The sequence below is a fragment of the Pseudomonas sp. P7758 genome (genome assembly GCF_013386485.1).
Classification (GTDB): Bacteria; Pseudomonadota; Gammaproteobacteria; order Pseudomonadales; family Pseudomonadaceae; genus Aquipseudomonas.
Genome location: NZ_JACARS010000078.1, coordinates 21,306 through 47,715 on the forward strand (window position 1 = coordinate 21,306; position 26,410 = coordinate 47,715).

The 26,410-nt window shown below is 62.6% G+C and carries 14 protein-coding genes; 7 read left to right on the forward strand and 7 right to left on the reverse strand.

Annotated features, from left to right (window positions below; translation table 11 throughout):
• Window positions 1-27 precede the first annotated feature (27 nt).
• Window positions 28-1,275, forward strand: a complete 1,248-nt coding sequence (locus tag HX873_RS17595; RefSeq protein ID WP_177122972.1) for an OprD family porin — start codon at window positions 28-30, stop codon at window positions 1,273-1,275.
• Here HX873_RS17595 and HX873_RS17600 read toward each other — a convergent pair.
• Window positions 1,272-1,490, reverse strand: a complete 219-nt coding sequence (locus HX873_RS17600; RefSeq protein WP_177122973.1) for a DUF2790 domain-containing protein — start codon at window positions 1,488-1,490, stop codon at window positions 1,272-1,274. The genes HX873_RS17595 and HX873_RS17600 overlap by 4 nt on opposite strands.
• 110 nt (window positions 1,491-1,600) lie before the next feature.
• On the opposite strand from HX873_RS17600, the gene HX873_RS17605 reads away from it, so the two are divergent.
• Entirely contained in the window at window positions 1,601-2,518 is a 918-nt protein-coding gene (locus tag HX873_RS17605; protein ID WP_177040585.1) for a LysR family transcriptional regulator, read from the forward strand.
• Between the two features lie 2 nt (window positions 2,519-2,520).
• On the opposite strand, the gene HX873_RS17610 is transcribed toward HX873_RS17605, so the two are convergent.
• A complete protein-coding gene (locus HX873_RS17610; RefSeq protein WP_003217152.1) occupies window positions 2,521-3,315 on the reverse strand; it encodes a helix-turn-helix domain-containing protein in 795 nt (264 codons plus the stop codon).
• Between the two features lie 127 nt (window positions 3,316-3,442).
• Between HX873_RS17610 and HX873_RS32115 the strand changes: the two genes are divergently transcribed.
• Genes HX873_RS32115 through HX873_RS17630 form a run of 4 tightly spaced genes read left to right on the forward strand, consistent with a single transcriptional unit; the run spans window position 3,443 to window position 6,624 of the window.
• The gene (locus tag HX873_RS32115; RefSeq protein WP_032899212.1) at window positions 3,443-3,631 is read left to right on the forward strand and encodes a DUF1656 domain-containing protein; all 189 of its coding nucleotides are present in this window, start codon (window positions 3,443-3,445) and stop codon (window positions 3,629-3,631) included.
• A 10-nt stretch (window positions 3,632-3,641) separates the two neighbouring features.
• Window positions 3,642-4,550: an HlyD family secretion protein gene (locus HX873_RS17620; RefSeq protein WP_102369129.1), complete on the forward strand. Its 909-nt coding sequence runs from the start codon at window positions 3,642-3,644 to the stop codon at window positions 4,548-4,550.
• Window positions 4,550-6,418, forward strand: a complete 1,869-nt coding sequence (locus HX873_RS17625; RefSeq protein ID WP_177122974.1) for an FUSC family protein — start codon at window positions 4,550-4,552, stop codon at window positions 6,416-6,418. The genes HX873_RS17620 and HX873_RS17625 overlap by 1 nt, the downstream gene beginning before the upstream one ends.
• Window positions 6,419-6,438: 20 nt before the next feature.
• Window positions 6,439-6,624, forward strand: coding sequence for a hypothetical protein (locus tag HX873_RS17630; protein ID WP_003217145.1), 186 nt, complete (start codon window positions 6,439-6,441; stop codon window positions 6,622-6,624).
• A gap of 601 nt (window positions 6,625-7,225) precedes the next feature.
• On the opposite strand, the gene HX873_RS17635 is transcribed toward HX873_RS17630, so the two are convergent.
• Both HX873_RS17635 and HX873_RS17640 read right to left on the reverse strand, forming a co-directional pair.
• Window positions 7,226-7,459 (reverse strand): hypothetical protein, encoded by a 234-nt coding sequence (locus tag HX873_RS17635; protein ID WP_157955084.1) that lies wholly within the window; start codon window positions 7,457-7,459, stop codon window positions 7,226-7,228.
• A gap of 883 nt (window positions 7,460-8,342) precedes the next feature.
• Window positions 8,343-10,046 carry an ABC transporter ATP-binding protein/permease gene (locus HX873_RS17640; RefSeq protein WP_087694520.1) on the reverse strand — a complete coding sequence of 568 codons (1,704 nt, stop codon included), beginning with the start codon at window positions 10,044-10,046 and terminating at the stop codon, window positions 8,343-8,345.
• 226 nt (window positions 10,047-10,272) lie between these two features.
• Here HX873_RS17640 and fhuF point away from each other — a divergent pair, with 226 nt between their 5' ends.
• Window positions 10,273-10,929 (forward strand): siderophore-iron reductase FhuF, encoded by a 657-nt coding sequence (gene fhuF, locus HX873_RS17645; protein WP_087694536.1) that lies wholly within the window; start codon window positions 10,273-10,275, stop codon window positions 10,927-10,929.
• Here the strand turns inward: fhuF and HX873_RS17650 are convergent.
• The 3 genes from HX873_RS17650 to HX873_RS17660 are packed head-to-tail and all read right to left on the reverse strand — an operon-like array spanning window position 10,920 to window position 26,359.
• A complete protein-coding gene (locus HX873_RS17650) occupies window positions 10,920-12,551 on the reverse strand; it encodes a cyclic peptide export ABC transporter (protein ID WP_106803968.1) in 1,632 nt (543 codons plus the stop codon). The two genes, fhuF and HX873_RS17650, sit on opposite strands and share 10 nt — an antisense overlap.
• Window positions 12,552-16,298, reverse strand: a complete 3,747-nt coding sequence (locus HX873_RS17655) for an amino acid adenylation domain-containing protein (protein WP_177122975.1) — start codon at window positions 16,296-16,298, stop codon at window positions 12,552-12,554. It abuts the gene before it with no gap.
• A complete protein-coding gene (locus HX873_RS17660; protein ID WP_087694517.1) occupies window positions 16,295-26,359 on the reverse strand; it encodes a non-ribosomal peptide synthetase in 10,065 nt (3,354 codons plus the stop codon). Before HX873_RS17660 ends, HX873_RS17655 begins: the two co-directional genes overlap by 4 nt.
• Window positions 26,360-26,410 lie beyond the last annotated feature (51 nt).

The window sequence follows — 26,410 nt, forward strand, 5'->3', positions numbered from 1 at the left end:
TCGATAACAATAACTAAGAGCAACGACATGAACACACAACGTATCTGGCTATCCCTGTTGGGCGTGCCGCTTGCGGCGACGGCGGCCGAGGGCGGGTTTTTCGAGGACTCCACCGCCACCTTGCAGGCGCGCAACTATTACTTCAGCCGCGATTTCTCGGACATCGTCGGCGCCAACAAGCAATCAAAGGCAGAGGAGTGGGGCCAGGGTTTTATCCTGACCTATAAATCCGGCTACACGCCGGGGCCCGTGGGCTTTGGCCTGGATGCCCTGGGCACCCTCGGCCTCAAGCTCGACAGCAGCCCGGACCGCACCAATACCGGCCTGCTCCCGGTCAAGGGCGACGGCAGCGCCCCGAATGATTACAGCCGTTTGGGCCTGACCTTCAAGGCCAGGTTTTCCAGGACCGAATTGAAGGTCGGCGAACTGCAACCGAACCTGCCGGTGCTGGCCTTCAGCGATATCCGCTTGCTGCCGCCGAGCTATCAGGGCGTGAGTGTCAGCTCCGGCGAAATCGCCGGCCTTGCGCTACAGGCCGGGCACTTGACCACCACCCGCCTGCGCAACGAAGCCGGCGACGAGAAAATGATCGCCATGCTCGGCCATGTGCCGCAACGCGGCGCTGAAAGTGATGGGTTCAACTACGTCGGCGGCGACTACGCCTTCAACACCAACCGCACCAGCGTCAGCTACTGGCATGGCCAACTCAAGGACATCTACCGCCAGGACTTTGTCGGCCTCAAGCACAGCCAGCCAATGGGTGAGTGGACGCTCGGCGCCAACCTCGGCTACTACGATGCCCGGGAAGACGGCGACAAACTGCTCGGCAAGATCGACAACCAGGCGTTTTTCTCGCTGCTGTCTGCCAAGCATGGCGGCCATATCTTCTACGTCGGTTATCAAGCCATGTATGGCGACAGTGCCTTCCCGCGGGTCTTCGCCAACATCACGCCGCTGGGCAACGAAGTACCCACCTACGAGTTTGCCTACACCGACGAGCGTTCCTGGCAAGTGCGGTACGACTATGACTTCGTGGCGCTGGGCATTCCGGGGCTGACCACCACCGTGCGCTATATCACCGGTAACAACGTGACCACCGGCGCGGGTTATGAAGGCAAGGATCGCGAGCGCGACCTGGATATCGGCTATGTGGTGCAAAGCGGCACATTGAGCGGCCTGGGCATTCGGGTGCGCAATGTCATGGCCCGTTCAAACTACCGCAGCGACATCGACGAGAACCGGCTGATCCTCAGTTACACCTGGAAGCTGCTTTAAACCCCGCCCTGGCACGTGCCCATGACCTGGTAGTGGACGGTATGGCTGGCGCCCTGGCTGTCGAGATACACCATGGTCGCCGGTTCTACCTGGCAGCTGCCCGGCACGGGCGTGATTGAAACAACGTGTTGGATATCCAGCGCGTCATTGCTGCCGGCCGCCATGGCGCCGGCGGCGGTGAAAAACAGGAGCAGGCTGAGCCATTTGATATTCATGATGAGTTCCTCTGTGAGTAGGGTTCATTTTAGTGATTGCCGCAGCGGGATAAAGACAGGAACAGGTGAATGACTCGTACGTATCACGTAGCAATCGAGGGGCAATGTTGATGGATTTGCTCAATGGCATGCGGGTGTTTGCCCGGGTTGTCGACACTGGCAGCTTTGCCGCAGCGGCCGAGGCGCTGGACCTGTCCGGGGCACACGTATCACGGTTGATCTGCGAGCTGGAAAAACACCTGCAGACCCGCCTGTTGCAACGCACCACCCGGCGCCTGGGCCTTACCGATTCGGGCGAGCGCTTTCTGTTGCGCTGTCGCGACATTCTTGAAGACGTCAGGGAAGCCACGGCAGAAGCCAGCGGCGCGCACCTCAACCCGCGCGGGCGATTGCGGGTGCATTGCATGAGCGGGTTGGGGGTGCTGATCACGCCGCTGATTGCCCGCTACAGCGAGCAATACCCGGACGTGTCCATCGAGTTGACCCTGTCCCAGCACAACCCGGACCCGCTTGAAGAGGGTCACGACGTGGTGATCTCCATCGCCCATTCGTTGCCGGATTCGGCGCTGGTCAGCCAGACGATCGGGCAGTTGTTCAGTGTGCCCTGTGCGGCACCGGGGTATCTGGCCCGGTACGGCGTGCCCGAGCATCCGCAGCAGTTGATGCAGCATCGACGGTTGCATCTGCAGGATTTCCAGGAGGATGCGTGGTTGTTCAAGGGGCAAGAGGGCGAGATTGCGATTTCGCCGGGTGACACCTTCAGGACCAATGTCGCGGATGCGATGGTCAAGGCGACGCAGGAAGGAATGGGCATCAGCTTGTTGCCGTTCTTCAGCGCCAACCCGGCGCTGCGCGAGGGCTCGTTGGTGCGGCTGTTGCCCGGATATCGGCTACGGGAGCGGAGCATTTTCGCGGTGTATCCATCAAGGCGCTTTCTGGATGCCAAGGTGCGGACGTGGGTCGGGTTTTTGCAGGCGCGATTGCCGGGGTTGTTGGCGGAGCAGTTGGCAGTGATTGAGGCACCTTGAGGCTAGCGCGTTGCCGTACGGCGAATGTAGCGCGCCGGCGACGAGCCCAGTGTCTTGCGAAACATGCTGATGAACGAACTGACCGACTCGTACCCCAGCGCCTCGGCGGTTCGTTGCACCGACTCGCCCTCGGCTAGGCTCTGCAAGGCCACGATGATTTGCCATTGTTTGCGCCATTGGCCAAAAGTCAGGCCTGTTTCGCTTTTGACCAGGCGGGCCAGGGAGCGCTCGCTCATGGCCACCTGGCGTGCCCACTGGGCCATGGTGCAACGGTTTGACGGGTCCTGGGCCAGGCCGCGGGCGATGAAGCGCAACTGCGTAGCAGCGGGGAGCGGCAGGTACAACTGCTCCGAAGGAGCCAGTTCCAGTTGTTCAAGGAGCACGCTCGCCACGCGCGAATTGGCAGAGGCAGGCGGATAATCCTGGGGCTGGGCGCTCAGGTGCAGGATCAACGCCAGGACCAGCGGCGAAAGCACCAGCGTGCAGCATTTCTCCGGTAGCGCGGCGGCGCCGGGCTCGACAAACAGATAGCCGATCCTGCCGTTGGCGGTCACCCGGTTGCTGTGGGCGATACCGCCCGGAATCCACACGCCGAAGCCCGACGGCACCATCCACACGCCATCCTCTACGGTACACACGATACCGCCGTGATACGCCACCACCAGTTGGCCTTTGCGGTGGCTGTGCACGGGGAATTCGGTGTCGTTGCGCTGGCTGCCGAGCATCAACGCGACGGCGGGCTGATCAAAACTGTCCAGTTCGAATTGATCAACGCCCTGGAGCTTCATCTCGCCCATGTTGCACCGCCTCGATTGTCTGAAATTGATTATATTCTGGCAGCATACTCAATATCGGCACGACCTTGCAGTCCCTACCATCTTCATCAAGGCGATCAAGGTGATTGCCGACTGCGAGATTCAACCGATGCTCAGCGAAATCACGATTGCCCACCTCTACATTCCTCCGTTCTTGCTCTACGTCGGCGTTGCAGCCCTGGTGTACGGGCTACTGGAGCGGGCCCTGCGGCGCTGGCTGGATTGGGCCTGGCACCCCAGCCTGGCGCGTTTCTTTGTGTCGCTGATCGTGCTCTCGACCTTGGTTCTGAGCTTTTGAGGGCAGCGCGATGATCATCAAACACATCCTCAAGACCCTCGTCACCCTGGTGCTCGGGCTGGCCGCATTGCTGTTCTGCACGCAACTGTGGCGTGCCTATGAGTTGGCCCCCTGGACGCGGGACGGGCGTGTCAGCGCGCAAGTTATCCGTATTGCCCCCGAGGTGTCCGGCCAGGTCGAACACCTGCTGGTGGGCGACAACCAGTGGGTCGCCAAGGGCGCGTTGCTGTACCAGATCGATCGCAGCAGCTACTTGCTTGCCCAGCAACAGCGCACGGCCGAGCTTGCCGAGGCGCGCAGTGTTTTCGAGCAGCGCAGTGCACAGCTCAAACGCCGCAACCAGCTCGGCGATGCGATTGCGCGGGAGGAAACCGACAACGCAGCCCGGGACCTGGCGGTGGCCAGGGCGCGCCTGGATGCGGCCCGCAGCCAACTGGCCCATGCGCGGCTGGATCTGGACCGCACGACGATTCGTTCGCCGGTCGACGGCTATGTGACCCAGTTGCGGCTGCAGCCGGGTGACTACGCGGCAGCGGGCGAGACCAATATCTTTGTGGTCGATAGCCATAGCTTCTGGGTCACCGGTTACTTCGAGGAGACCAAGCTGGCCGGTGTTCGGGTGGGGGCTGCGACGTCCATCAAGCTGATGGGTTTTTCACCGCTGCTCGAAGGGCATGTGGCGAGCATTGGTCGGGGCATTGCCGACGGTAACGAGCTGCGCAGTAACAGTGGTTTGCCCCAGGTGGCACCTACGTTCAGCTGGATACGCCTGGCCCAGCGCGTGCCCGTGCGGATTGAACTGGACAAGGTGCCGCCCGGTGTGGAGCTGGCGGCGGGGATGACCGCCAGCATCGAGGTTGCCGAGGAGGGCACGGCGCCGCGCTGGAGGCTGGTGCAATGGCTTCAGGCGTTCATGTGATGCTCCGTGCACTGCGCATGCTGGGGGCATGGGAAGCTGCTACCTCGGGCTATGTGCTGCGTAGTCTTTTGGCGGCCTCATTGGCCCTGTGGCTGGGGTTCCAATTACACCTGGATTCGCCGTTCTCGGCCGCCTCAACCGTGTTGTTGCTGATCCATCCGCTGCAGGGGGCAGTGGTTGGCAAGGGCTTCCACCGGGCACTGGGCACCCTCGTGGGGTTGGCTGTGGCATTGGTCCTGACCAGCCTGTTCGCCCAGCAAATGCTGCTGTTTATCCTCGGGATCGGGGTATGGCTGGGCCTTTGTGTCGGTGCCATGACCGTGTTTCGGCACTACCAGGCCACGGCGGCGGTGGTCGCCGGCTACACCGTTTGCCTGGCCCTGGGGCCCGCCATCGTCGCGCCACAGCAAGGTTTCGAACATATCGTCGGGCGGGGCACGGCCGTTGTTCTGGGGGTGTTGAGCCTGAGCCTGGTGGCCACATTATTCAGCCGCAAGACCGTCGAGCGCACACTGACCATGGCACTTCGCGACGTCTCGTCGCGCACCCTGCGGTTATTGGCCGTGCGGTTTGACGGCGGGCCGGCGCGTGCGCAGGACCCGCTGGCCATCGATATCAGCAAAGTGGACGACCTTCTCGGGATTGGTCGGGGCGAGTCGGTGCTGATCCGCGCCAGGCTGGCGACCCTGCAGGCAGGACTTGCGTATCTGCATGCCGTGGTGCTCGACGAATGCGCGATACCTTCGCACGCTGGGATCGGCGCACAGTTGCGCCAGCTGGCTGAAGCCATGCCCGGGTTTTGCGTGGCGGCCGATCGTGTCCGGGAGCTGCAAGCCAGCCTTGAACCAGGCGCGAGCCAGCGGCGTCTGAATGAACCATTGGCCGAACTGGCCAGCGCCTTGTCGAGTTTTGCCTGTCTTGAGCGCGCGCCCCTGCCGCCGGCCCGCGCCGTGGGGTTTCACCGACACTACGGCGCTGCACTGCGTAACGGTGTGCGAGCGTTGCTGGCCACGCTGGCGACCGGTGCTGTCTGGTACCTCACCGGCTGGGACCAGGGGCCAACCTTGCTGGCCGTACTGGGTCCGTTCTGCACCTTGCTGGCCACCAGCGCGGCGCCCGAGCAAGGCATTGCGAGCCTTGCCAGGGGAACCTTCTACGCAATCCTGGCAGCGGCGGGGTGCAAGTTCCTGCTGTTGCCGCACATCAGCGGGTTCGGGTTGCTCACGGTGGTGCTGGTTGCGTTCTGGGCGGTCGGGATTCATGCCACGACCCGGCCGCGCCATGCCCTGCAAGGCGTCGCCTACCTGATTACGTTCAACACCCTGGTCGGCACCGCCGGGACCGCCCAATACGACTTCGCTGACTTCGTGAATCAAGCCCTGGCCTGGATGGTGACGCTTGCTATCTGCCTGCTGGCCTTCCAGTTGCTGCCGGGGAAACCCGCCAGCCACGCCGACGTCCTGAGGACCGCGCTGCACAAGGACACGCGCCGGTTACTGCGTCACGGGCACCGCATGGATCTTCTGAAGTGGCAGGCCACGCAACAGCACCGGATGGTTGCCCTGCAAGCGCTGTCGGGCGCCGATGAGGCCGGTGCCGTCTCGCTTCAACTGGGTCGACAGTTACGGTTGCTGCACCGCAAGACACGCGACCTGGAGCCTGATTCATCAATCGCCAGGTGTGTGCAAGCGGGCGACCGGCGTATTGCCAGATATGCCTTCGATTCAGCGATCAGCGCGGCCCAGGCCCGGCGTACGTCGAGATCACTGATCCGCCTTGGTGCCCGCGACCTGGCTGCTTGTTACCGGGATTTGGCGGGGTTGCTCGACCAATACCAGCGTGCCGATATCCGAACCCGTTTCAGCTAAAACAACGAAGGTGAGATGAAATGAAGCAACTCCTTATCTGGACGCTTTTCGGGATGATTGTGTCTGTGCCAATGGCGGTGCAGGCATCGGACGGGGCTGAGGCGCTGGCCCGCTGGCAACAGCAATTCAAACAAGAGCAAAAAAAGCTCGCCGAGCACCGGGCGCCTGGCCGTGATTCAAGGCCCAAGGCCGATCGCCAGCGATGAGCCGGTTCCCGGGGAATTGCAATCTGTCCAGAGCGAAGTGACGAGTTCGGTGTGATGCCCGGCGGTGCTGTTGCTTTATAGGCTGTCCGGGTCGCCAAAAAACATTTTGACTTGGCTCTAGGACGGTGCTTCTAGGCTTAGAAAAACCAACTATGCCCCCAGTTTTGCCCCCATTCGCATGCGATCCACGAACAATTGCGAGTGCGCGCCCTGGCGGTGATGCAATGGGGGACTTGATGGCTTTCAGCGTGTCTCTCCACTATGAGGATGAGTAGCGGCTAATCGCTTTCGTTGAGCTTGCAAGGTGTCTAGATAAGCCGGGGCGATTCATTTTCCTGATCATCAGGTTTTGCGTGAGGCCTCTCCAGGGTGGCTTGGCAGGATGAGACTCGACATTTACCTGCCAGAGCTGGGGCTCGCTATTGAGCATCAAGGAGAGCAGCACTACCGGCCTCTAAAGGTCTTCGGTGGTGAGGAGGCCCATCTACGGGTGGTGGAAAGAGACGCCTCCAAACGTAGGCTATGTGCTGAAAATGGTGTTGAGGTCATTGATTTTAAATTTGATGCGCCGCTTACCAAAAGCTCCGTCAGGCAACGCCTTTCAAGATTTTTTGGGGGTTAACGAATGAAGAATTTCAGGGGTTTTGACAGTGATTTCAATCTCCTCGTTGAGCTGATGGTGGCAACCAGAGGCTTCAACCACCTTTCGAGCAATGGCGATGAATTTTTCTTGCCACTCAACACCTTCAGATATGCCCCGAAATGATATTTGGCATGATGCAGGGATGGAGCAAGGTGGAAGTGGCTGGTCTTCGGATCGGACGTCATCAGTCAAGTTCATGTCTCCTTGCATAGTCCGGCCCTTACGCCGGAGCAGGTTGCTCTTTACGATGAAAGCACCCTTGGCCGAAGGGCGCTCAACTTAACAAGAGACGATGGCTCAGAGAGCCGGTCTGCGGCTCCATCCATGGATGGCGTAATCCAGGGTCACGATGGCAGCAGCTTCGGAAGCCACCTTGTGGAAAGTGTTGTCCTTGGTCTTGTCTCCGTAATCGCTGATGCCGCGAACGACTATTACAGGCACGTTCTGCTTGTTGCAGGCGTGGAACACCCCCTAAGCCTCCATTTCAGCTACCACAGCTTTGTCGTGAATGCCTTGGAGACTCTCGAAAAGTTTCGGGTCTCGAATTAGCAGTTCGCCGGAAGCAATGGTTGGCCGCAGCCACTTCAGTGCTAACGATACAAGCTCACGCGCCGGGTCTCGCAACTGCACACCTAATTGAGTAAGAGCGTTCACCTCGGCAGGAGACCAAGGCAGAGGCGAGGGCAGGGCAGGCGTAGATGGCATCCACCAGATCACCTCATCAGCTGCTTCGATGCACGCGGCTGCGGTGCTGGTCGAGCGCATGCAACCGACATGGGAAACCGCAGCGGGGTTGGTTGCCCCGGCGGGGTTGGTGCGAGTGCTGTGCGCTCAACCAGTGTTCGGCGGTCGTGGCCGCGAGAGCGTGCACTAGCAAGACACTCCCGTCGGTCTGCACGGTCAGATTGCCCGCGGAGCCTCCAGCCAGAACGGTTAAACAGCCTGCCCGACAACGCCTAAAGACTCTCAGGGTCCCCAAAAAACATTTTTCCAAGCCTCTAAAGCAATACTTCCAGGCATAAAAAGTTCAAATATGCCCGCACTTTGCGCCCGGTTGCGTCTGTCATCCTTCCATTCACATCGTTCGACTCACCGCCCTCTGCGTCCATTCCACCTCATTTTGCAATTCCAGGACGTGGCCATGAAAGCGCTCCAGTGAGGCGTGGTGGCCGACGCTGATCAGGATCGTCTCCGGTAGCATTTCCTTAAGTAGCTGGTAACAACACGCTTCATTGGCTGCATCCATCGCGGCGCTGCTCTCGTCGAGAAACAGCACCGCAGGGCGGGCCAGAAGGGCGCGTACGAAGGCGCAGCGCTGCTGTTCGCCGAGGCTCAGGGTTTGCGCCCAGTCACGCTCATGGGCCAGTTGGCTGTCCAGATGCTCCAGGCCGACTTGCTGCATGATGTGCTGCAACTCGGCATCCTTTTCTTCGGGGGCGGGATTGGGGTACCACAGTGTTTCGCGCAAGCTGCCCAAGGGTAGATAGGTTTTTTGCGAGAGCGTGAGCGTGCGCTCACGGTCATAGGCCACGGCGCCTGACGCATGGTGCCAGAGCCCAGTCACTGCGCGAATCAGCGTGGACTTGCCGAACCCCGAAGGGGCCTTGATCAGCAGGCTATCACCAGGCTTGAGTGCCAAGTTGAACCCTGCAAACAGTCGCCGCCCGTCAGGCAGCCAGATATCCAGATTGCGAATATCCAGTCCTTCGGACTGTTGCGTCAGCACCACATCCGAGTCGACCCTGACGTTATCCAGACGTTGCTGGAAGCCGTCCAGCCGATCAATGACCGACTTCCATTCGGCCAGTTCCGGAAACACCCCAACCAGATAGGCCACGGCGGCATGCACTTCGCCAAACGCCGCGCTGATCTGGGTGAGACGGCCGAGGGTAAAGGCCCCGGCGAAAAACTGCGGGGCCATGATGAACATCGGAATCACCGTGGCACTGCGCAGGTAGAAGGTCGAGTAACCCATGATCAGCTTCTGCTTTTTCACCAGGACCCAGAAGTTCTGCAAAGCAGCTTCCAGGCGCTGATTGAAACGCTGGCTTTCCACGGCCTCGCCCCGGTACTGGGCGACCGAATCGGCGTTCTCCCGCAGGCGCATCAACGAGAAACGGAAATCGGCCTCGCGCCGCTGCTGCATGAAGTTCAGATGGGGCAGGGCGCGGCCGAGCCAGAAGGCGAATCCGGTGCCCAGCAGCGCGTAGACCAACGCCACCCACACCAGCAGCCCGGGAATCACCAGGCCTTCGTCACCCCATGGAATGCTGACCAGGCCCGAGGCTTGCCAGAGAATATTCAGGAACGAAAACAGCGACACCACCGCCGTCAGCAGCCCCAGGCTCAGCTTGAGCGACTTGATGATAAACAGGTCGATATCTTCGGCGATGCGCTGGTCGGGGTTGTCTACCTCGGTTTCGGTCAGTTTCAGCTTCTGGTAGCGCTGGCTGTCGAGCCATTGCGCGAGCAGGTTGCGCGTCGACCAGCGCCGCCACAGCAAGGTCAGTTTCTGCTGAAAGTGAAACGCGCCGACGGTAAAGGCCGCCAGGCCGATCTGAAGCAGGATGAATTGCAGGCCGCCCAGCAGGAAGCCCGGGTAGTCTTTTTCCTGCAGCGCATTATAAAAATGCAGGTTCCAGAAGTTATTGAGGATATTGACACCCACCAGGCACAGGTTCATCGCCACCGTGGCCAGCAGCAACAGCAGGGCCGGGTATTTCTGTTCGGAGGTCCAGAAAGGCCGTGCCAGGCGCCAGAAATTGCGAAGTGTATGCATGAAGGTTAAAGAAGTCCGGTCGCTGGCGACGTTGAGTTTGCAGGATAGGGAGGATAGGATCCGCCAATGCTAATCGCTTGCATTCATAAGGGAAAGCGACAGGAGCCCCGTTATCGAATTTCCAGACTGGCTAAAGCAGGCATGGCCACCTATACAACGGGTCATCAGGCTTGAGCCGAATGACCAGCCTTTCATCCCATTAAGCCGTGTCGCCGATCCTGCCTTGCTGCAGCCCGTGCTGGCCGAGTTTGCCCTGCGCTATCCCGGCATCAACAAGCCTGCAGTGGTGTCGCAGTGGTCGATGAACTACATGAGCATCGTGGTGCCGGCGACCCTGGCCTGCCTGCTCACACGCCAGCAGGCGATCGACTTCTGGACAGATGGCAGTGTGTTGCACCTGGATGCCGGACAACCGCTGGCGTTGAACTTCACCAGTGGCTTGCCGACACTGACGGAACCTGAGCGCGTCCTCTACCTTTCGCGCTGGCTGCACGAGCACCTGGCACCGTTGTTCGCCACCCTGGCGGCAGCCGGTGGCTTGGCACCGAAGATTTTGTGGGGCAATTTCGTCGCGATCTGGGACGGTGCGTTCGACCGGTTCGACCCCGACCTGTCCCGGCCAGGCTTTGCCGAGGTGCACCGTTGGCTGGAGCAGGTCAGCGTTAACGACGGACGTTTGAAGTTGCGCGGCCTGCAACGCCAAGTCCCGTCGCCCGCACCGGATATTTGCCCGCGTCTGCCACTACGCCGGCATTGTTGCCTGCACTACCAGCTGCACCCGCTGGTTGAAGGCGAGCCGCTGGTGCTGTGCGAATCCTGCCCCAAACTGCACCGTCTGCCCTTGGCGGAGCAGGTCAGCTACCTGCACTCCCTCTATGACTGAGCGGCGCTGACCGTCAACGGCGCTTCGCTCAGGCGCCCATGCTCGATACGCAACAAGCGATCGGCAAGGCCGAAGTACGCGTCGTCGTGGGATATCACGATCACCAGTTTGCCGCGCGCACGCAGGTCCGTGAGGATGCGGGTGTAGAAGAAGTGTTTGAATACCGGGTCTTGGTCTGCGGCCCATTCGTCGAACAGGTAGCAGGGACGATCATCCAGATACGCACTGAGCAGCGCCAGGCGCTTGCGTTGCCCGGTGGACAGCGCCAGCGTGGTCAAGCGGCCCTGTTCGATTTGCACCTTGTGGTCCAATTGCAGGTGCACCAGGTAATCCTGGGCCTGCTGCACCAACTGCGGATCGTCGCCGTCGAACAGGTTTTCGAACAGGCAGAAGTCGGTAAAGATCGCCGAGAAGTGCTGACGGAAATGGTGGTTGTTATTGCTCGACGACACCTGCTCGTCGAGCATCACATCGCCGCTTTCCGGGCGATAAAGCCCGGTCAGCAACAACGCCAGGGTGGTCTTGCCGCTGCCGTTGCCGCCAGTGATAAACACCGTCTCGCTCGCCTTTAAGGTGACGTTGATCGGCCCGAGGGTGAAGTGGCCGTCTTCGCGTTCGCGGTAGTAGGTATGCGTCATGTCGCGGCACACAAGGCTGCGCACCTGGGTCGGCGCGAAGGTTTCCAGGGTTTCGCTGGCGCCCTGCATTTCGCCTTCCAGGGCGCGGATCTTGTTCAGCGCCACGCTGGCACGGCCCAGGGTTGGCAGGGCGTGCATCAATTCCGAGAGCGGCGTGATCATGTACAGGATCGCGAGGATATAGCCGGTGACCAGGCTCACGCTCAGCTCGATAAAGTGCGGCGCTACAAACAACACCACGCCGATCAGCAGGTAGAACACCGCATTGCCCCAGTTCATAACCACCGCATAGATGCTCATGCCGCGCACAAAGTCGCGCCGGTATTGCTGGCTGACCGGCAGCAGCAGGCGCGTAAAGAAGTGTTGGCGACGCGGGTGATTGAGCTGCAGCTCCTTGCTGCCATCAGTCAGCAAGCGGTAATGCTCGAACAGTTGGTCCTTGAGTTCGCGCGCGCGGGAAATCGACGTCAGCGCCCGGCGTTGCGGCCAGTTGAAACTCAGGCTGCCGAGCATGATCAGCAACACCGTCAAGCCCAGCAGCGGCAAGCTCAGCCATCCCAGGTAACCCAGGCAAGCGATGATGATCCCGCCGTTGACCAAAAGGATCGGCACCAGCTCCACTGCCTGGCTGATGGTTTGCGTGTCGTCGGTCAACATCGCCAGCAGCCGGTGCTTGCCCAATCGTTGCAATTGCGCATAGGGCGTGTCGATCAGCTTGGCGCTCAAGTGCAGGCGCATATCGTTGACCGCCGCCTGGCCGAGGCGCAGCAGGCTGATATCGGAAATAATCCGCGACACCGCCACCAGCAGCACCAGTCCACCGAAGTACAGGCCGTCAATCGGTCGCAGTTGGTCGAACACCGTGAGGCTGTGGTTGATCATCGCGATCAACCCTGCTGCCGCAAGTCCGCAGGCCAGGCCGGTCAGCGTCGCCACCAACAGGGCGCGCCACGAGCGCTTGGCCATGAGCATCAGCAAATCCATTCAAACTGCTCCGTCTGTCGCCAGGGCCGCAAGGCCGACGATCAATTGTTGATGCATCGTGGGTTGTTCCAGGATGTTCAAGTGTTGCGCCTGCACCACGTCACGCACCCATGGCCCGCTGCTCAGCTGTTCCCACTGCGGGTCGGCAAAGTCCGCTGCTTGCAGCGTGGCATCGGCCCACCAGATATGCACCGGGCAGCTTAGCCGTGGCGGCTGGAAGCTGGCGAGTAACTGCTGCGTATGTTGCTGGTAGCCAATGCGCGTGTGCAGATGTTCCCAGCTGTCGCCCTGCAGTTGCAGGCCTTGCTGGTGCGCCCATTGCGCCAGCGCGGGCAGGCGCTCGGCGGCGGGCAGTTTAGCCAATCGAGCAGTCAACGCGGTGGAAACCGATGCCGGCAAATTGCGCAACCGCGCCTGGCTGTCAACGGTCAGCGCCTGCGCGGCTGAGTCGAGCAATGCCTCGACGCTATCGTCCTCGTCCTGTCGCTGGTATTGCGAGTCGAGGATGCCAAGAAATGCCACCTGTTCGCCGCAACGTTCCAGCTGCGCCGCTGCGGTGATCGCCAGCAGCCCGCCCAGTGAAAACCCAAGTAGATGATAGGGGCCTTGGGGCTGCTGCTGGCGCAGTTGCTCGACATACAGCGCTGCGAGGCTGTCGATGTTGCCGTCGAGCGCTATGCTGTCGTCGCCCAGATACGCCGCCTGCAAGCCCCACACTTGCCAGTTGGGTAGATGGGGCAGCAGCGCGCGGTAATCCTGCACATGGCCGGTGGACGGGTGGAAGCAGAACAGGTTGGTACCCGGTCCCGCCGCCGACAGCCGCACCAGCGGCGACAACGTGAACTGCGCCTGCACCAGCGCTGCAAATGCCGCCACGCTTGGCGCATTGAACACCGCATTGACGGTGACCGGCGCCGACAACACCGTCTGCAAGCGGCTCGCCAGGCTCACCGCCGCCAGCGAGTGCCCGCCCAGGGCGAAGAAGTCATCCTCGATCCCCACCCGCTCCAGGCCCAACACCTGCGCCCAGACTTCGGCCAGCAATGCCTCCAATGGCGTGCGCGGCAGGGCGCCGCCCACGCTGTCGAGGACCTTGTCTGCCCATTGCTGCAAGGTCTTGCGGTCGAGCTTGCCATTGCCCATCAACGGCAACGCTTCAACGATACGCAGGTTCGGCAGCATGTAATCCGGCAGGCGGTCCTGCGCCTGGCCATGCAGTTGCGCCACTGTCAGCGAATGCCCTGGCGCCAAGGTCAGGAACGCAAACAGTTGCTGGCCCAGCTCACCTTTAGGCAGGCATTCCACCGCCGCCTGGGCCACGCCCGACAGGCTCGCCAACTGGGCCTGGATCTCGTCGAGCTCGACGCGAAACCCGCGCACCTTGACCTGGCGATCGGTGCGCCCGGTGATTTCCAGGCTGGCGTCATGCCGATACCGCGCACGATCTCCGGTGCGGTACAGGCGCTCGCCGTCGCGCTGGATAAAACGCCCGGCGTCGTGTTGCGCATCCAGGTAGCCACGCGCCAACTGCGGGCCGGCGATATACAGTTCGGCGTTTTGCCCAGGCGCGGCCAGTTGTTGCTGGTCGTCGAACACATACAAACGCATGCCATCGAGGCGGTCGCCCAAGGGCAGGCGCCGATAGTCACAGGCCGGATCGACCTTGTGCATCACCACGCCAACGGTGGTTTCGGTCGGCCCGTAGTGGTTGAACACCGTGAGCGCCGGTGCGAACGCGCGGATCGATTGCAACAGGCGCCGCGAACAGGTCTCGCCGCCAAGGATCAGTTGCTTGCGCGGCAGCACGGCGGCGCTTGGCGTGTGGATCAGCCAGGCGTCGAGCAACGACGGTACGATTTTCAGATGATCGACGGGGTACTGCGCCTGCCAGGCGGCCCAGGCCTGGGCGTCCATGGCGGTTTCCTTGTCGAGTACGTGCAATTCGCCGCCGCTTAGCAGCGCTGGGAACAGCAGGGTGTAACCCAGGTCCGCGGCCAGCGAGGTGACCACGGCACTGCGTTCGCGGGCTTGCAACTGCAGGCGCGAAGACACACTCGACACGTAACTGGCCAGTTGCGCGTGCTCGACGATCACGCCTTTCGGCAAACCGGTGCTCCCCGAGGTGAACAATAGGTACGCGGCATCCTCAGGCCGGATGTCAGGCGCAACGTCGGTCATTGGTGCCTGTTGCCAAACGGCAGTCTCGCGCAGATCAAGGCCACCCATCGACGCCAGCACAGGGGCATCGCCAGCGGCGCCGGTGAGCACCAGGCGCGGTTGCGCCTGTTGCAGAATCGCCAGCGAGCGTTGGGCGGGCTGGTGCACGTCCAACGGTACAAACGCTGCGCCGCTCTTGAGCACGGCGAGCATCGCCAACACCATCTGTGCCGAACGGTCCAGGTACAACGCCACGCGGTCTTCGCGGCCGATGCCCTGAGCTATCAGATAATGCGCCAACTGATTGCTGCGCGCATGCAGTTCGGCGTAGCTCAGGTGCTGTCCGGGGTCGCGCAACGCCAGGTGTTCGGCAAAGCTGGCCGCACAGGCGTTGAAGCGCGCTGGTACGCTGGCAAAGAGCGGTGCGGCCTGCTCATGACGAGCAGCCAGCGCCGCCGAAAACCCTGGTGCGCGCAGCGACAGCTCGGCGAGCGGCTTGGCAGGGTGGGTGAGGGCGTCGAGCAGCAGCGACTGCAATTGCTCCAGCAGGGTCTGCGCGGCAGGAATGCTGTAGCACCGCGCTTGATGACACAGCGTCAGGCGGTAACCGGCAGTGCCCTGTGGTTCAGCCATCAGCAGCAGTTCCATGCCGGCGGGGATGGCGTGCATCTCCAGCACCTTGAACGAGCTGCCCGCGGTTTCGAACCCCGGGGTCCACTGGAAACCGTAAGGCGCGGTCTCAACCGGCAGCGAGTATTCCTGCCATTCGCCCGCCTGTTCGCAGAGCACTTGCAGTGTGGCCAGTGCCCCGGTGAATGGCCGCTCGACAACCGGTTGCCACGGCAGCGGCAGGGCCTTGGCGAACAAGCCCCAGCAGTCGGCGAGTTCTTCGTAGTCGTCACGGCAGTCATGCACCCAGTTCAGGGTGAGCGCCGCACTGTCATTGGCACTAAGGCGCTGCAACAACACGCCCCAGGCCGTCATCAGCAACTGTTCGGCGGGCGCGGAGTGACTTTGCAAGGCTGCGCTCAATGCAGGGTTAAGCATGACGCTGGTGGTCAGCGTCGTAGCAGCCTGATCGCTGCGTGCCTCGCGGTACAGCAACTCGGTACCGGCCTGCTCGCCCAACGCCAGGCCAGCCCAGTATTGCCGACCTTGTGCGGCGTCTTCATCCGCCTGCAAGTCGTGAATCCAGGCGCTGTATTGGGTGTAAGTCATGGCCTCGTCGTCAGGCACCGGCGCCAAAGCCGAACCCAGGGCTTGCGCCAAGCGAAGCAGCGTCCCACGGTCGGCGGCCAGGGCGGGTAATTGCAACGTGACCTGATACACATCCTCCACCCGTGCCTGTACATCGACACTGAAGGTGTGGGTCGCCGCGACGATCTGCAATGGCACTTGCAAGCCTGGTTCCGGTCGGGTTTGCAGGCGCAGCGCATCGTGCACGGCGGCCAGCGATGCCAGCCGTTCGTGCAGCTGTGCCAGCGCGGCAGCACCGTGCACTTGCAGGGTCAAGCGTGCCGGCGGCGCATTCGCCAGCCATTGGCTGCGCTGTTGTGGCGACAAGGCGAACGCTGCTTCGTAGTGGCTCATACCGGCTCCTGCGCGTGCTGCAATTGTTCGCGATTCATCATCTGGCCCATGGCAACGCAGATCTTGCGCTCCCCCTCAAACGGGTCGCGGGCGTGCGCCACCAGCATATTGTCGAGCATCACCATGTCGCCTTTTTGCCAGTCGAAGCGCACTGCACAGGCCTCGTACGCCGTACCGATCACGTCCATCACTGCATCCTCAATCACGCTGCCATCGCCGTAATACACATTGCGCGGCAGGTTGCCGGCGCCAAACAGGTTTATCAGGTTGCTGCGCACCTCCGCTTCCAGGCAGGCGCTGTGATGCAGTTGCACCTGGTTGAAGAACGACGCCTCACCGGTATCCGGATGCGTGACAATCGCCGGGCAGTGTTGGGCAACCTTCAGATTGTCCTCTCCCAGCCATTCCCACTGCATGCCGGATAGCAAGCATTGGCGTTCGACCTCTTCGCGTGTTTCGGTTTTGAAGAAGTCCTGCCAGCGCACATCCAGCTTGTCGGTGAAGTGCCGCACATACAGCAGGCCCAGCGCCTTGAAGCGCTCGACAATGGCCGGCGGCAACTGCGTCAGTACCTGGCGGCAATCGACAATCGGGGTGCAACCACCGCGTGGTGCCGGAATCTCGCAGAAGAACCACTGCTTGCGCGGCCATTGCGCCAGGTGCGAGCTTTCGTTATGGAACAGAATCATGTGTTGTTCCGGGTACGGCGTGGAGTGGTAGATGTTCTTGCCGGATTTATTCTTCGGCAGGTCGCCGTAGGTGCCATACAAGTCCGGTTCGATCGCCTGGGCGAACTGCTCGAAGGCGTTCGCGTCCGGCAGGTTGAAACCACGGAACAATAGGCCGCCGTGGCTGCGCAGTTGCACATTGATCCATTCGCGCGCCTGTACGGCCCAATGCACCGGGTCCAGGTCGGCCAGCAGCGGCTCGATTACCAGGGGCAGTGGTTGGCCGTCGCTCAAGGTGCGTGTGCGCACCTGTTCGTGGGGCCGTTGGCTCACGGCGGTGGCGCGGGTGCTTTTTAGCTTGCTCATTTTCGACAGCTTGCGCGCGCTGCGTGCTTGGGCGTCGTCGATTGCAAGAGGTTCAGCTGGGGTGTCGCCCGCCAGGCGCCACGCCCAGTCTTGCAGGTTCAGAGTGTCCAGCAGGGCTTGGAAGCCTTGTTCAAAATGAGCAACGGTCTGGGCGCTCAACACGCCGGTGCGATAGACCCAGCGCACATTCAGGCCGCTCTCGTCTTCCTCGACAAACACCGCCAGATCGAACTTGCTGGATTCCTGCTGCGGCGCCAAGTGTTCCACCGCCAGGCCTGACAAGCTGGCCGAGCCCTGCGGCGTGTTCTGCATCACAAACAACACCTGCACCAGCGGGTTTACGCCGGGCGTACGCGGCGGTTGCAGTGTCTCGACCAGCTTGTCGAACGGCACCTGCTGGTGCTGGAAGGCTGACAGGCAATCCTCGCGCAAGCGTTGCAGGCGGCTATCAAAGGTGTCGTTGTCGTCGAGGCGCGCGCGAATCGGCAGCACGTTGACGAAGAAACCGATCAACGGCTCCAGCACCGATTGCTCGCGGTTGGCCAGGTCGGTGCCGACGATAAAGTCGTGAGTACCGGTGGCCCGCTGCAAGAGGCTGTTGAACGCATTGAGCAACACCATGAACAACGTGGCCTTGTGCTGTTGCGCGTACGCCTTGAGTGCCAGTGTTTGCGCCGGGCTGAACTGCTGGGTCAACACCGCACCCCTGTAATCCGGCTGCGTCGGGCGCGGCGCGTCCAGCGGCAACGCGATCAAGGTCGGTGCGCCGTCGAGCTGACGCCGCCAATAGTCAATCGCCCGCGCCAACTGGCGCTGTTGGGGTTCGCTGCGTTGCCACTGGGCGTAATCGGCGTACTGGATCGGCAACGGCGAGAAGGCCGGGACCGCGCCGCTGGAGTAGGCCTGGTAGCCGGTGATCAGTTCCTGGATCAGGATGCCCATGGACCAGGCGTCGGTGGCGATATGGTGCAGCACCAGTTGCAGCACATGATCATCCGTACCCAGGTGCAACAGGTGGGCGCGCAGCATCGGTGCCTGCTGAAGGTCGAACGGCTGCGCCGACTGCCGGTCAATCACGCTTTGCAGGGCATGGGATTCGACAGTGACCGGGGTGAGGTCAAGCGTGGGCGCTTCATTGATGACTTGGCACGGCTGCTCGCCGTTCAAGTGGTAAGTGGTGCGCAGCGCTTCATGCCGCTCCAGCACACGTTGCAACGCCTGTTGCAAGGCCGCAATGTCGAGCGTGCCACGCAAGCGCACCACGCTGGACATGTTGTAGGCCGCATTCGGCCCTTCGAAGCGGTCGAGGAACCACAGCCGCTGCTGGGCGTACGACAACGCCAGCGCCTGGTTGCGGGGTGCCGGCACAATCTCGCTGTCATCAGATACCTGAGCCTGCTGATCGACCGCCTGCGCCAGTTCCTCCAGCGTGCCGCCTTCGAACAAGGTGCGCAGCGGCAGGCTGACGTTCAAGCGGCGACGAATGCGTGAGAGCATTTGCGTGGCCAGCAACGAGTGCCCGCCGATGGCGAAGAAGTCGTCGTACACACTCACGCTGGCCACGCCGAGCAGGTCCTGCCACAGCTCGGCGAGGGCTGTTTCCGTCGGCGTACGCGGCGCAACCGACACGCCTTCGACCTGTTCGGCCGGTGCCACATCCAGTGCCGCCAGGGCACGGCGGTCGACCTTACCGTTGGCATTCAGCGGCAATTGTGTCAGCACCTGCCAGCGCGCAGGCACCATATAGCTCGCCAATTGCCCGTTCAGGTGCGCGGTGAGTACCTGTTGCGCGGTTGGCGCGTCGAGTCCGGCCGCGCCGTCGAGCACATACCAGGCCACCAGTTGCAACGCCCCACGGGCATCGGGCAGCGCCAAGACCGCCGCGCTGTCGACTGCCGGGTGTTGCATCAGACGGTTTTCGATTTCGCCCAGCTCGATGCGATAACCCCGAATCTTCACCTGCTGGTCGCGGCGGCCGAGGTACTCAATCACCCCATCGGCGCGCAGGCGGCCGATATCGCCGCTGCGATACAGGCGCGCGCCGGGCTGGAACGGATGTGCGACAAAGGCTTCGCGGGTGCGTTGCGGGTCGCGCAGGTAACCACGGCCGACACCCACGCCACCGATGCACAACTCACCCGGCACGCCGATCGGCACGCAGCGCAGGTCGGGATCCAGCACAAATACCTGGTTGTTTGCGGTCGGCCGGCCGATCGGCATGTGCAGGCAGTCATCGCCCGGCGCCTCGGTGATCGGGTAGAACGCCACGTCATCCGAACACTCGGCCGGACCGTAGGCATTCATCAACGGGATCGACGGGAAGCGTGCGAACCAATCCTGTGCCAGCGCTGGCGGCAGTGCCTCGCCGGTGGGCAGCAGCCAGCGCAGACTGGCCAGGTTGTCTTGTGCGCGCACCTCCTGGAGCATGCCGCGAATCAGCGCCGGCACGGTTTCCAGCAACGTTAACTGCTGCGCCTGTACCGCATCGAGCAAGGCCAGCGGATCATGGGCCTGCGCGTCGGGCAGGATATGCACGGTGGCACCCACCAGTGGTGCGGCGAGGAACTGCCACACGCAAATATCGAACGCCGGCGAAGCGGTCTGTGCGATGCGGTCATGTTCACCCAGGCCCAGGGCCGGGACTTTACCGAAGATGTTATTCAGCATACCGCGCTGTTCGACCATGACGCCTTTTGGCGTACCGGTGGAGCCCGAGGTAAAAATCACATAGGCCAGTTGGTCGGGGTTGTGCGCGTATCCAATCGCGGGCTTGTCCTCGCCTTGCCACAGGGCCTGCGCGACCAGGCACGTCGGCTGTGTGCGCAGCTGCGGCAGCACGCTATCCAGCACGCCGGTGGCGCTGTCGCACACCAGTAGCAGCGGCGCTGCACCCAGGTTAAGCAGTTCGGCCAGGCGTGTGGCCGGCTGTTGAATGTCCAGGGCCTGGAAGGCGGCACCAGCCTTGAGTGTACCGATCATCAGGGTCAGCAATGCCAAGCCACGCTCGGCGAACAGCGCCACCAGGGTTTCCGGCCCGGCACCCGCGGCTTGCAAGGCATGGGCAACGGCATTGGCGCGACGGTCCAGCTCGGCGTAGGTCAAGGATTCGTGCTGGTGCACAGCGGCAATCTGTTGTGGCCGGCGGTGCGCCTGTTCAGCGAACAGCTCGGCGTAGCCTCGAGCCAGCGGGAAATCGACCTCGCTGCGGTTCCACGCCACTTGCAGTTGCTCGCGCTCGGTGGCTGGCAGCATGTGCACCGTGCCCAGTGGCGCTTCTGGCGCGTCGAGCATGCTCGAAAGCAATTGCACCAGATGCCCGAGCATGCGCTGCACGGTGTCGGTGCTGAAGCGCTGGTTGTCATAGGACAAGCGAATGCCCAGGCGATCGCCGGGGTACAACACCACCGTCATCGGGAAGTTGGTGTGCACCCGATCTTCATAGATATCGATGCTGAAGGCATCCAGTTGCACGCTGCTGATATCCAACGGTGCGTTTTCGAACACCACCAGGCTGTCGAACAGCGGTTGGCCGCGAGGCACGTTGCTGCTGCGCTGGATATCCACCAGCGATGCGCTTTCATGTTCACGCAGGCGAGCGTTGTGTGACAGCAGAGCCTGCAGCCAGCCCGCGACTGGCGCTTGCGGGTCGACATCAACGCGCAACGGCAAGCTGTTGATGAACAGCCCGACCATTTCCTCGACACCCGCCAGATCGGTTGGGCGACCGGCCACGGTGACGCCGAACAGCACGTCGCGGTTGCCGCTGTAGCGCGACAACAGCAGTGCCCAAGCGCCCTGGATCCAGGTGTTGGGCGTCAATTGGTAATGCTGGCACAGCTGCTGCAAACGTTGGGTCTGGCTGATACTTAAGGTCTGGTCGAAGTCGCCGACCTGTTCCGGCGCCTGTTCCGGACCGGCGAGGGCGCTGTCCACGTGCAGCGGCGTCGGCTCGCTGAAACCGGCCAGGTCGGCTTGCCAGAAGGCATGTGCAGCGGCCATGTCCTGGCGTTCCAACCAGCTCATGTAGCCGCGGAACGAACGCAAGCGCGGGCGCGCCACGGGCTCTTGGCGTACGAGGGCCTGATAGATCGCCAGCAGGTCCTCCATCAACAGGCCGAAGCACCACGCGTCCGTAAGGATATGGTGGAAACTGCGCACCACCGCAAAACGCTGTTCATCGAGCTGGAACACCCGCAGATGGGTCAAGGGTGCGCTGCTCATGTCGAAACCCTGCACGCGCTGGGCTTCCAGGGCCTGGTCCATGGCGAGGTGCTGCTGCGCGTCATCCAGGTGACGCAAGTCTTGCCAATCGAACGCCGCAGCTGTCTTGCGATACACACATTGCAGCGGTTCGTGGTCGTCCTGCCACCAGAACGCGGTGCGCATCATCGGGTGGCGGTCGAGGAACAGTTGCCAGGCGGCCTCCATGGCCGGGCGTTGCAATACGCCGTCCCAGCTGTAGCGCTGTTGCATCAGGTAGATGCCACTGTGGGGTTGCAGCAAAGTGTGCAGCAGCATGCCTTGTTGCATCGACGACAGCGGGTAGACGTCTTCCAGGTTTGACCAATCCAGCGGTTCGGTCGCAAGCGTTGCGGCTTGTTTGTGGCACAGCGGGAAAGCCTCGCTGGCCGGGCGCAGCCCTGGCTCGGCGAGCACGGTCGCGAGGGCGCCAAGGCGTTCGGCCAGTTGCGGCGCCCAGTCGGCGGCCAGCGCGCCTTCAACCCGCAGGTGCAGTTGGCCGTCCTGCCAATGCGCATCGATGCGCAAGGCATGGGTCGATGCCGCTGGCGTATTGGCAGCGGTGATGTGTGCCAACAGGCTGCGCGGTTCACGGTGGATGTCGAAATCGCCGCGCCAATGGATAGCAATCGGTGCAGCAGGCAAGTCGCGCAGGGGTTCTTGCAGGTAGGTGTTGTCTGAGAGGTAGCGCAGCGCGCCGTAATCGGCACCGTGTTGCGGGTACGCACGCAGTTGCGCGGCCACCGACTGCAGGCGTTGCAACGCATTAGCACCTGCGGCTTGCAGGAACACCGGCACGGCCAGGTCCAGCGCACCGACGATCAGTTGCGGCTCGAGGTCGGCCAGCACCAGGGGCGCGCCCACTGGCAGGCGTTCGGTGGCCGGGCGTGCGGCGTACAGGTCCAACGCCAACAAACCGTCGCCGCATTGTTCGGCCACGGCAGTGGCCAGCAGGCTGTTCCACTCCAGGTGCAACACATCGGCCAAGCGCTTCAGCTCGCCGGAGGTTGCGCCACTCAGGCTCAGCTCGACCACGTTGCTCGCCTGGTGGTTGTCAGGCAGTTGCAGCGTGTCCATGCCGGCGTATTGCAGCCAGTGTTCCCACGCGTCGTCGAGGGCATCGCTCTCGGCATGCGCTTGCTGATGACGGGTCCATTGGGTGAAGTTGCCACCGCTGTAGGACAGCCGCACCGGCCGTTGCAGGCGCAGTTGTGCCAGCGCCAGATTGAGGTCCGTCAGCAGCAACGACCAGGAAGCCTCATCCACGCATAACGGGTGCGCGGCCAATAACAGGTGATCGCCGAGCAGGCTGGCATGCAGGCTTTGGCCTGCCTGTAGGTCAAGTGCGTCGACTGCGGCCTGGGCCAGTGCGTGCAGGTGTGCCGGGTGGTAGTCGCCCGAGGTGATCGCAGCCGCCTTGGGGGCCACCAGCACACGCTGTTGCCAGTCTGCGTCGAACGCCAGGCGCAGGGCCTGGTGATGCTGCTGCAAGGCGCCAAGGGCCTGGCTGAGCAGCTCGCGATCAAGCGGTTGCGCCAGCGCCACGCAACGCCAGGTGGCGGTCAATGGGCCTTGTTCCAGGCGTGCGCGTTGGCCGGCGCTCAGGGGCAATGCATAGCCATCGGCACGCTGCTCGGCCACTGCATGGCTAGCGTCGGCCCCCAGAACACGGGCGATATCGGCGATGGTGCGGTTCTCGAATAACTGCCGTGGCGTGAGCTTGAGCCCTTGCTGATTGGCCCGCGCGATGATTTGCAGGTTGAGGATTGAATCACCGCCGATGGCGAAGAAGTTGTCGTGCACACCCACCTGTTCCAGCTTGAGCACGTCCTGCCAGATCGCGGCCAGCAGCGTTTCCACTTCATTGCGCGGGGCGACGTGGGTGGCGTTGTCATCGCGGCTGGTGGGTGGCAGCGGCAGGCGCTGTGCGTCGACCTTGCCGTTACGGGTCAGGGGCAATTCATCCAGGGTGATGAAGTGCGCCGGCACCATGTAGTCCGGCACGCGGTTGCCGAGATCGTTGCGCAGCTTGAGCGCTGACAGTGACTGGCTCGCCACCAGATAAGCGACCAGGCGCAGGCCGCCGTCCAGTTCAATCGCGCGCACCACCACCTGTTCGATCAGCGGTGACAGGCGTTTGATCTGTGCCTCGACTTCGCCCAGTTCCAGGCGGTTGCCACGAATCTTCACCTGGCTGTCGACTCGGCCAAGGAACGCCAGTTGGCCGTCCACCAGCCAACGCACGCGGTCACCCGTTCGGTACCAACGTTGGTGTTGGGCATCGTGGTGGAAGCGCTCGGCGCTGAGGTCGTCACGGTGCAGATAACCACGGGCGAGGGCGCCGCTGATCAGCAGCTCACCGCTCACCCCTGTCGCCACCTCACGACCCTGAACATCCACCACCTGCAATTGACGATTCGGCAGCGGTCGGCCCAAGGCAATACTGCGCTGGCCCGGCGTGAGTTGAGTGGCAATCGCACCGACCGTCGCTTCACTCGGCCCATAGTGGTTGAACACCCGCAGCCCCGGCGCCAGGCCGTTGACCTGCGCCAGCAGCGCCGGGCTCAGCGCGTCGCCGCCAAACACCAGCAACGCCTCTGGCAACAAACGCGCATCCGGCAGCGCTTGCAACAGACCGCTGAGGTGGCTCGGGGTAATTTTCAGCACGTCCACCGGGTGCTGGCTGAACAACTCCGCCAGGGCCAAGGGGCTGAAACCGCTCTCGTCATCCACCAGCAACAGGCTGCCACCGCTGCACAGCGCGCCGAACAGTTGAGTGTGGCCGAGGTCGGCGGCAACGCTCGACAGCAGCCCGTAGCGAGCGGCGGCAGGCGGCTTGAGCACGCTGTGCACCGCTGTCAGGTAGTCAACGATTGCCCGGTGTTCGACCACCACGCCTTTTGGCGTACCGGTGGAGCCCGACGTGTAGATCACGTAGGCCGCATCATCCAGGCTGTGGGCGACGGCGGGCGAGGTCTGCGGCTGTGCGGCGATGACCTCGGCCTGCTCGGTCAGGCACAGCAACGGCGTGTGCTCGGCCAGGCGTGCCAGCAAGGGCGAAGCCGTGGCGCCGATCAGCAGCGCGGCGCGGCTGTCTTGCAGTACATCGGCCAGACGCCCGGCCGGTTGTTTCAGGTCCAACGGCAGGTAGGCGGCACCGGCCTTGAGGGTGGCGAGCAGGGCGATGACGAAATCGGCGCTGCGCTCCAGGGCCAGTGCGACCAGGCTCTGGTGGCCGATGCCTTGGGCGCGCAAATGATGGCTGAGACGGTTGGCGCGCCGGTCCAGCTCGGCGTAACTCAGTACGCCTGCGCGGTCGCGGATTGCCGGTTGGTCCGGAGCGGCAACGACCTGTTGCTCAAAACGCTGATGCAAGCACGCCTCAGGAACGGCGAGTGACACACCGCGCCCCAGGGCTTGCAGGTGCTGGCGTTCGTCAGCGCCCAGCCAATCAAGTTCGCCCACACGGCGTTGGGGTTGCGCGGCCATGGCCAGCAGTACGTTGCGCAATTGTGCCGACAGCAGCGCGATCTCGGCGTCACTGAAACGGCTGCGGTTGTAGCTGAACAGGTAGTGCAGTTGTTCGCCCGGCACCACGATCAGTGACAGCGGAAAATGGTTGCGCCCCTGGGTCAGGACCAGGCCATCGGTGGCCTGCTCACGGTTCGGGTCGGCGAAGCTCAAGCCGCCGGCGTCCTGATTGAGCGCATCGGTGACCGGGAAGTTTTCGAACACCAGGATCGAATCGAACAGCGCCTGTTCGGCCGCTATCTTACTCATCGACTTGAGTTTGCCCAGGGGCAGGTAGGCGTGGTGGCGCAGGTCGCTGTTGGCTTGCTGCAACTGTTGCAGCCAGTCCACCAGTGCCGGGCCGTCGGCCCATTGCACGCGCAGGGGCAGGGTGTTGATGAACAGGCCGACTGTGCTGTCGACCGCCGCGAGATTTTCCGGTCGCCCGGCCACGGTCACGCCGTAGATCACGTCATCGCGGCCTGCGTGTTGGCCGAGCAACAGGGCCCAGGCGCCTTGGATCAGGGTGTTGAGCGTCAAGTGATGGCGACGGGCGAACTGCGCCAGTTGTTCGGTTTCGTCGACACTCAGGCGGTTTTCCCGTTCGGCGCATGGCGCGTCGGTCGTGGGAAGCAGGCGCAAGCCGAAATCGGGCAGCGGCGTCGGTTCGCTGACGTCCTGCAACTGGTCACGCCAGAAACCTTCGGTGGCAGCCATGTCCTGTTCTGCCAGCCAGGCGATGTAGTCGCGGTAGGCGCGCGTCGGCGCCAGGTTGGCCGGGCGGCCATGGGCGTGTTCGTAATAGAGCGCCAGCCACTCCTGGATCGCAATGCCGACGCTCCAGCCGTCCATGATGATGTGGTGGAAGGTCCAGATCAGGTGCCAGCGCTGCGGTTCCAGGCGCACCAGGGTCAGGCGCATCAGGGGCGAGTCATTCAGTTCCAGCGGTTGTGCGCGTTGTTCCAGGGCCAATTGCTGCAGCGCGGTTTTCGGGTCGGCGTGGCCTTGCCAGTCCAGCTCGCTCAGGGGCAACCCGACGTCGGTTTGCACCACCTGATAGGCATCGTCGAGGTCTTCCCATAGAAACGCGCTGCGCAACACGGCGTGGCGTTGCATCAATGCTTGCCAGGCAGCGCGAAACGCCGGCAATTGCACCGGGCCGTTCATCTCCAGGCTCAATTGCTGGTAGTACACCCGGGATTCTGGCTCGACCACGCTGTGAAACAGCAAACCGTGCTGGGTCGGCGATAGGGAGTAGATGTCTTCGATGTTGTTCATGGTTGTGCGATCCATTTCAAATGCTTGGAGAAAACGGCCAGCCACGGGCCG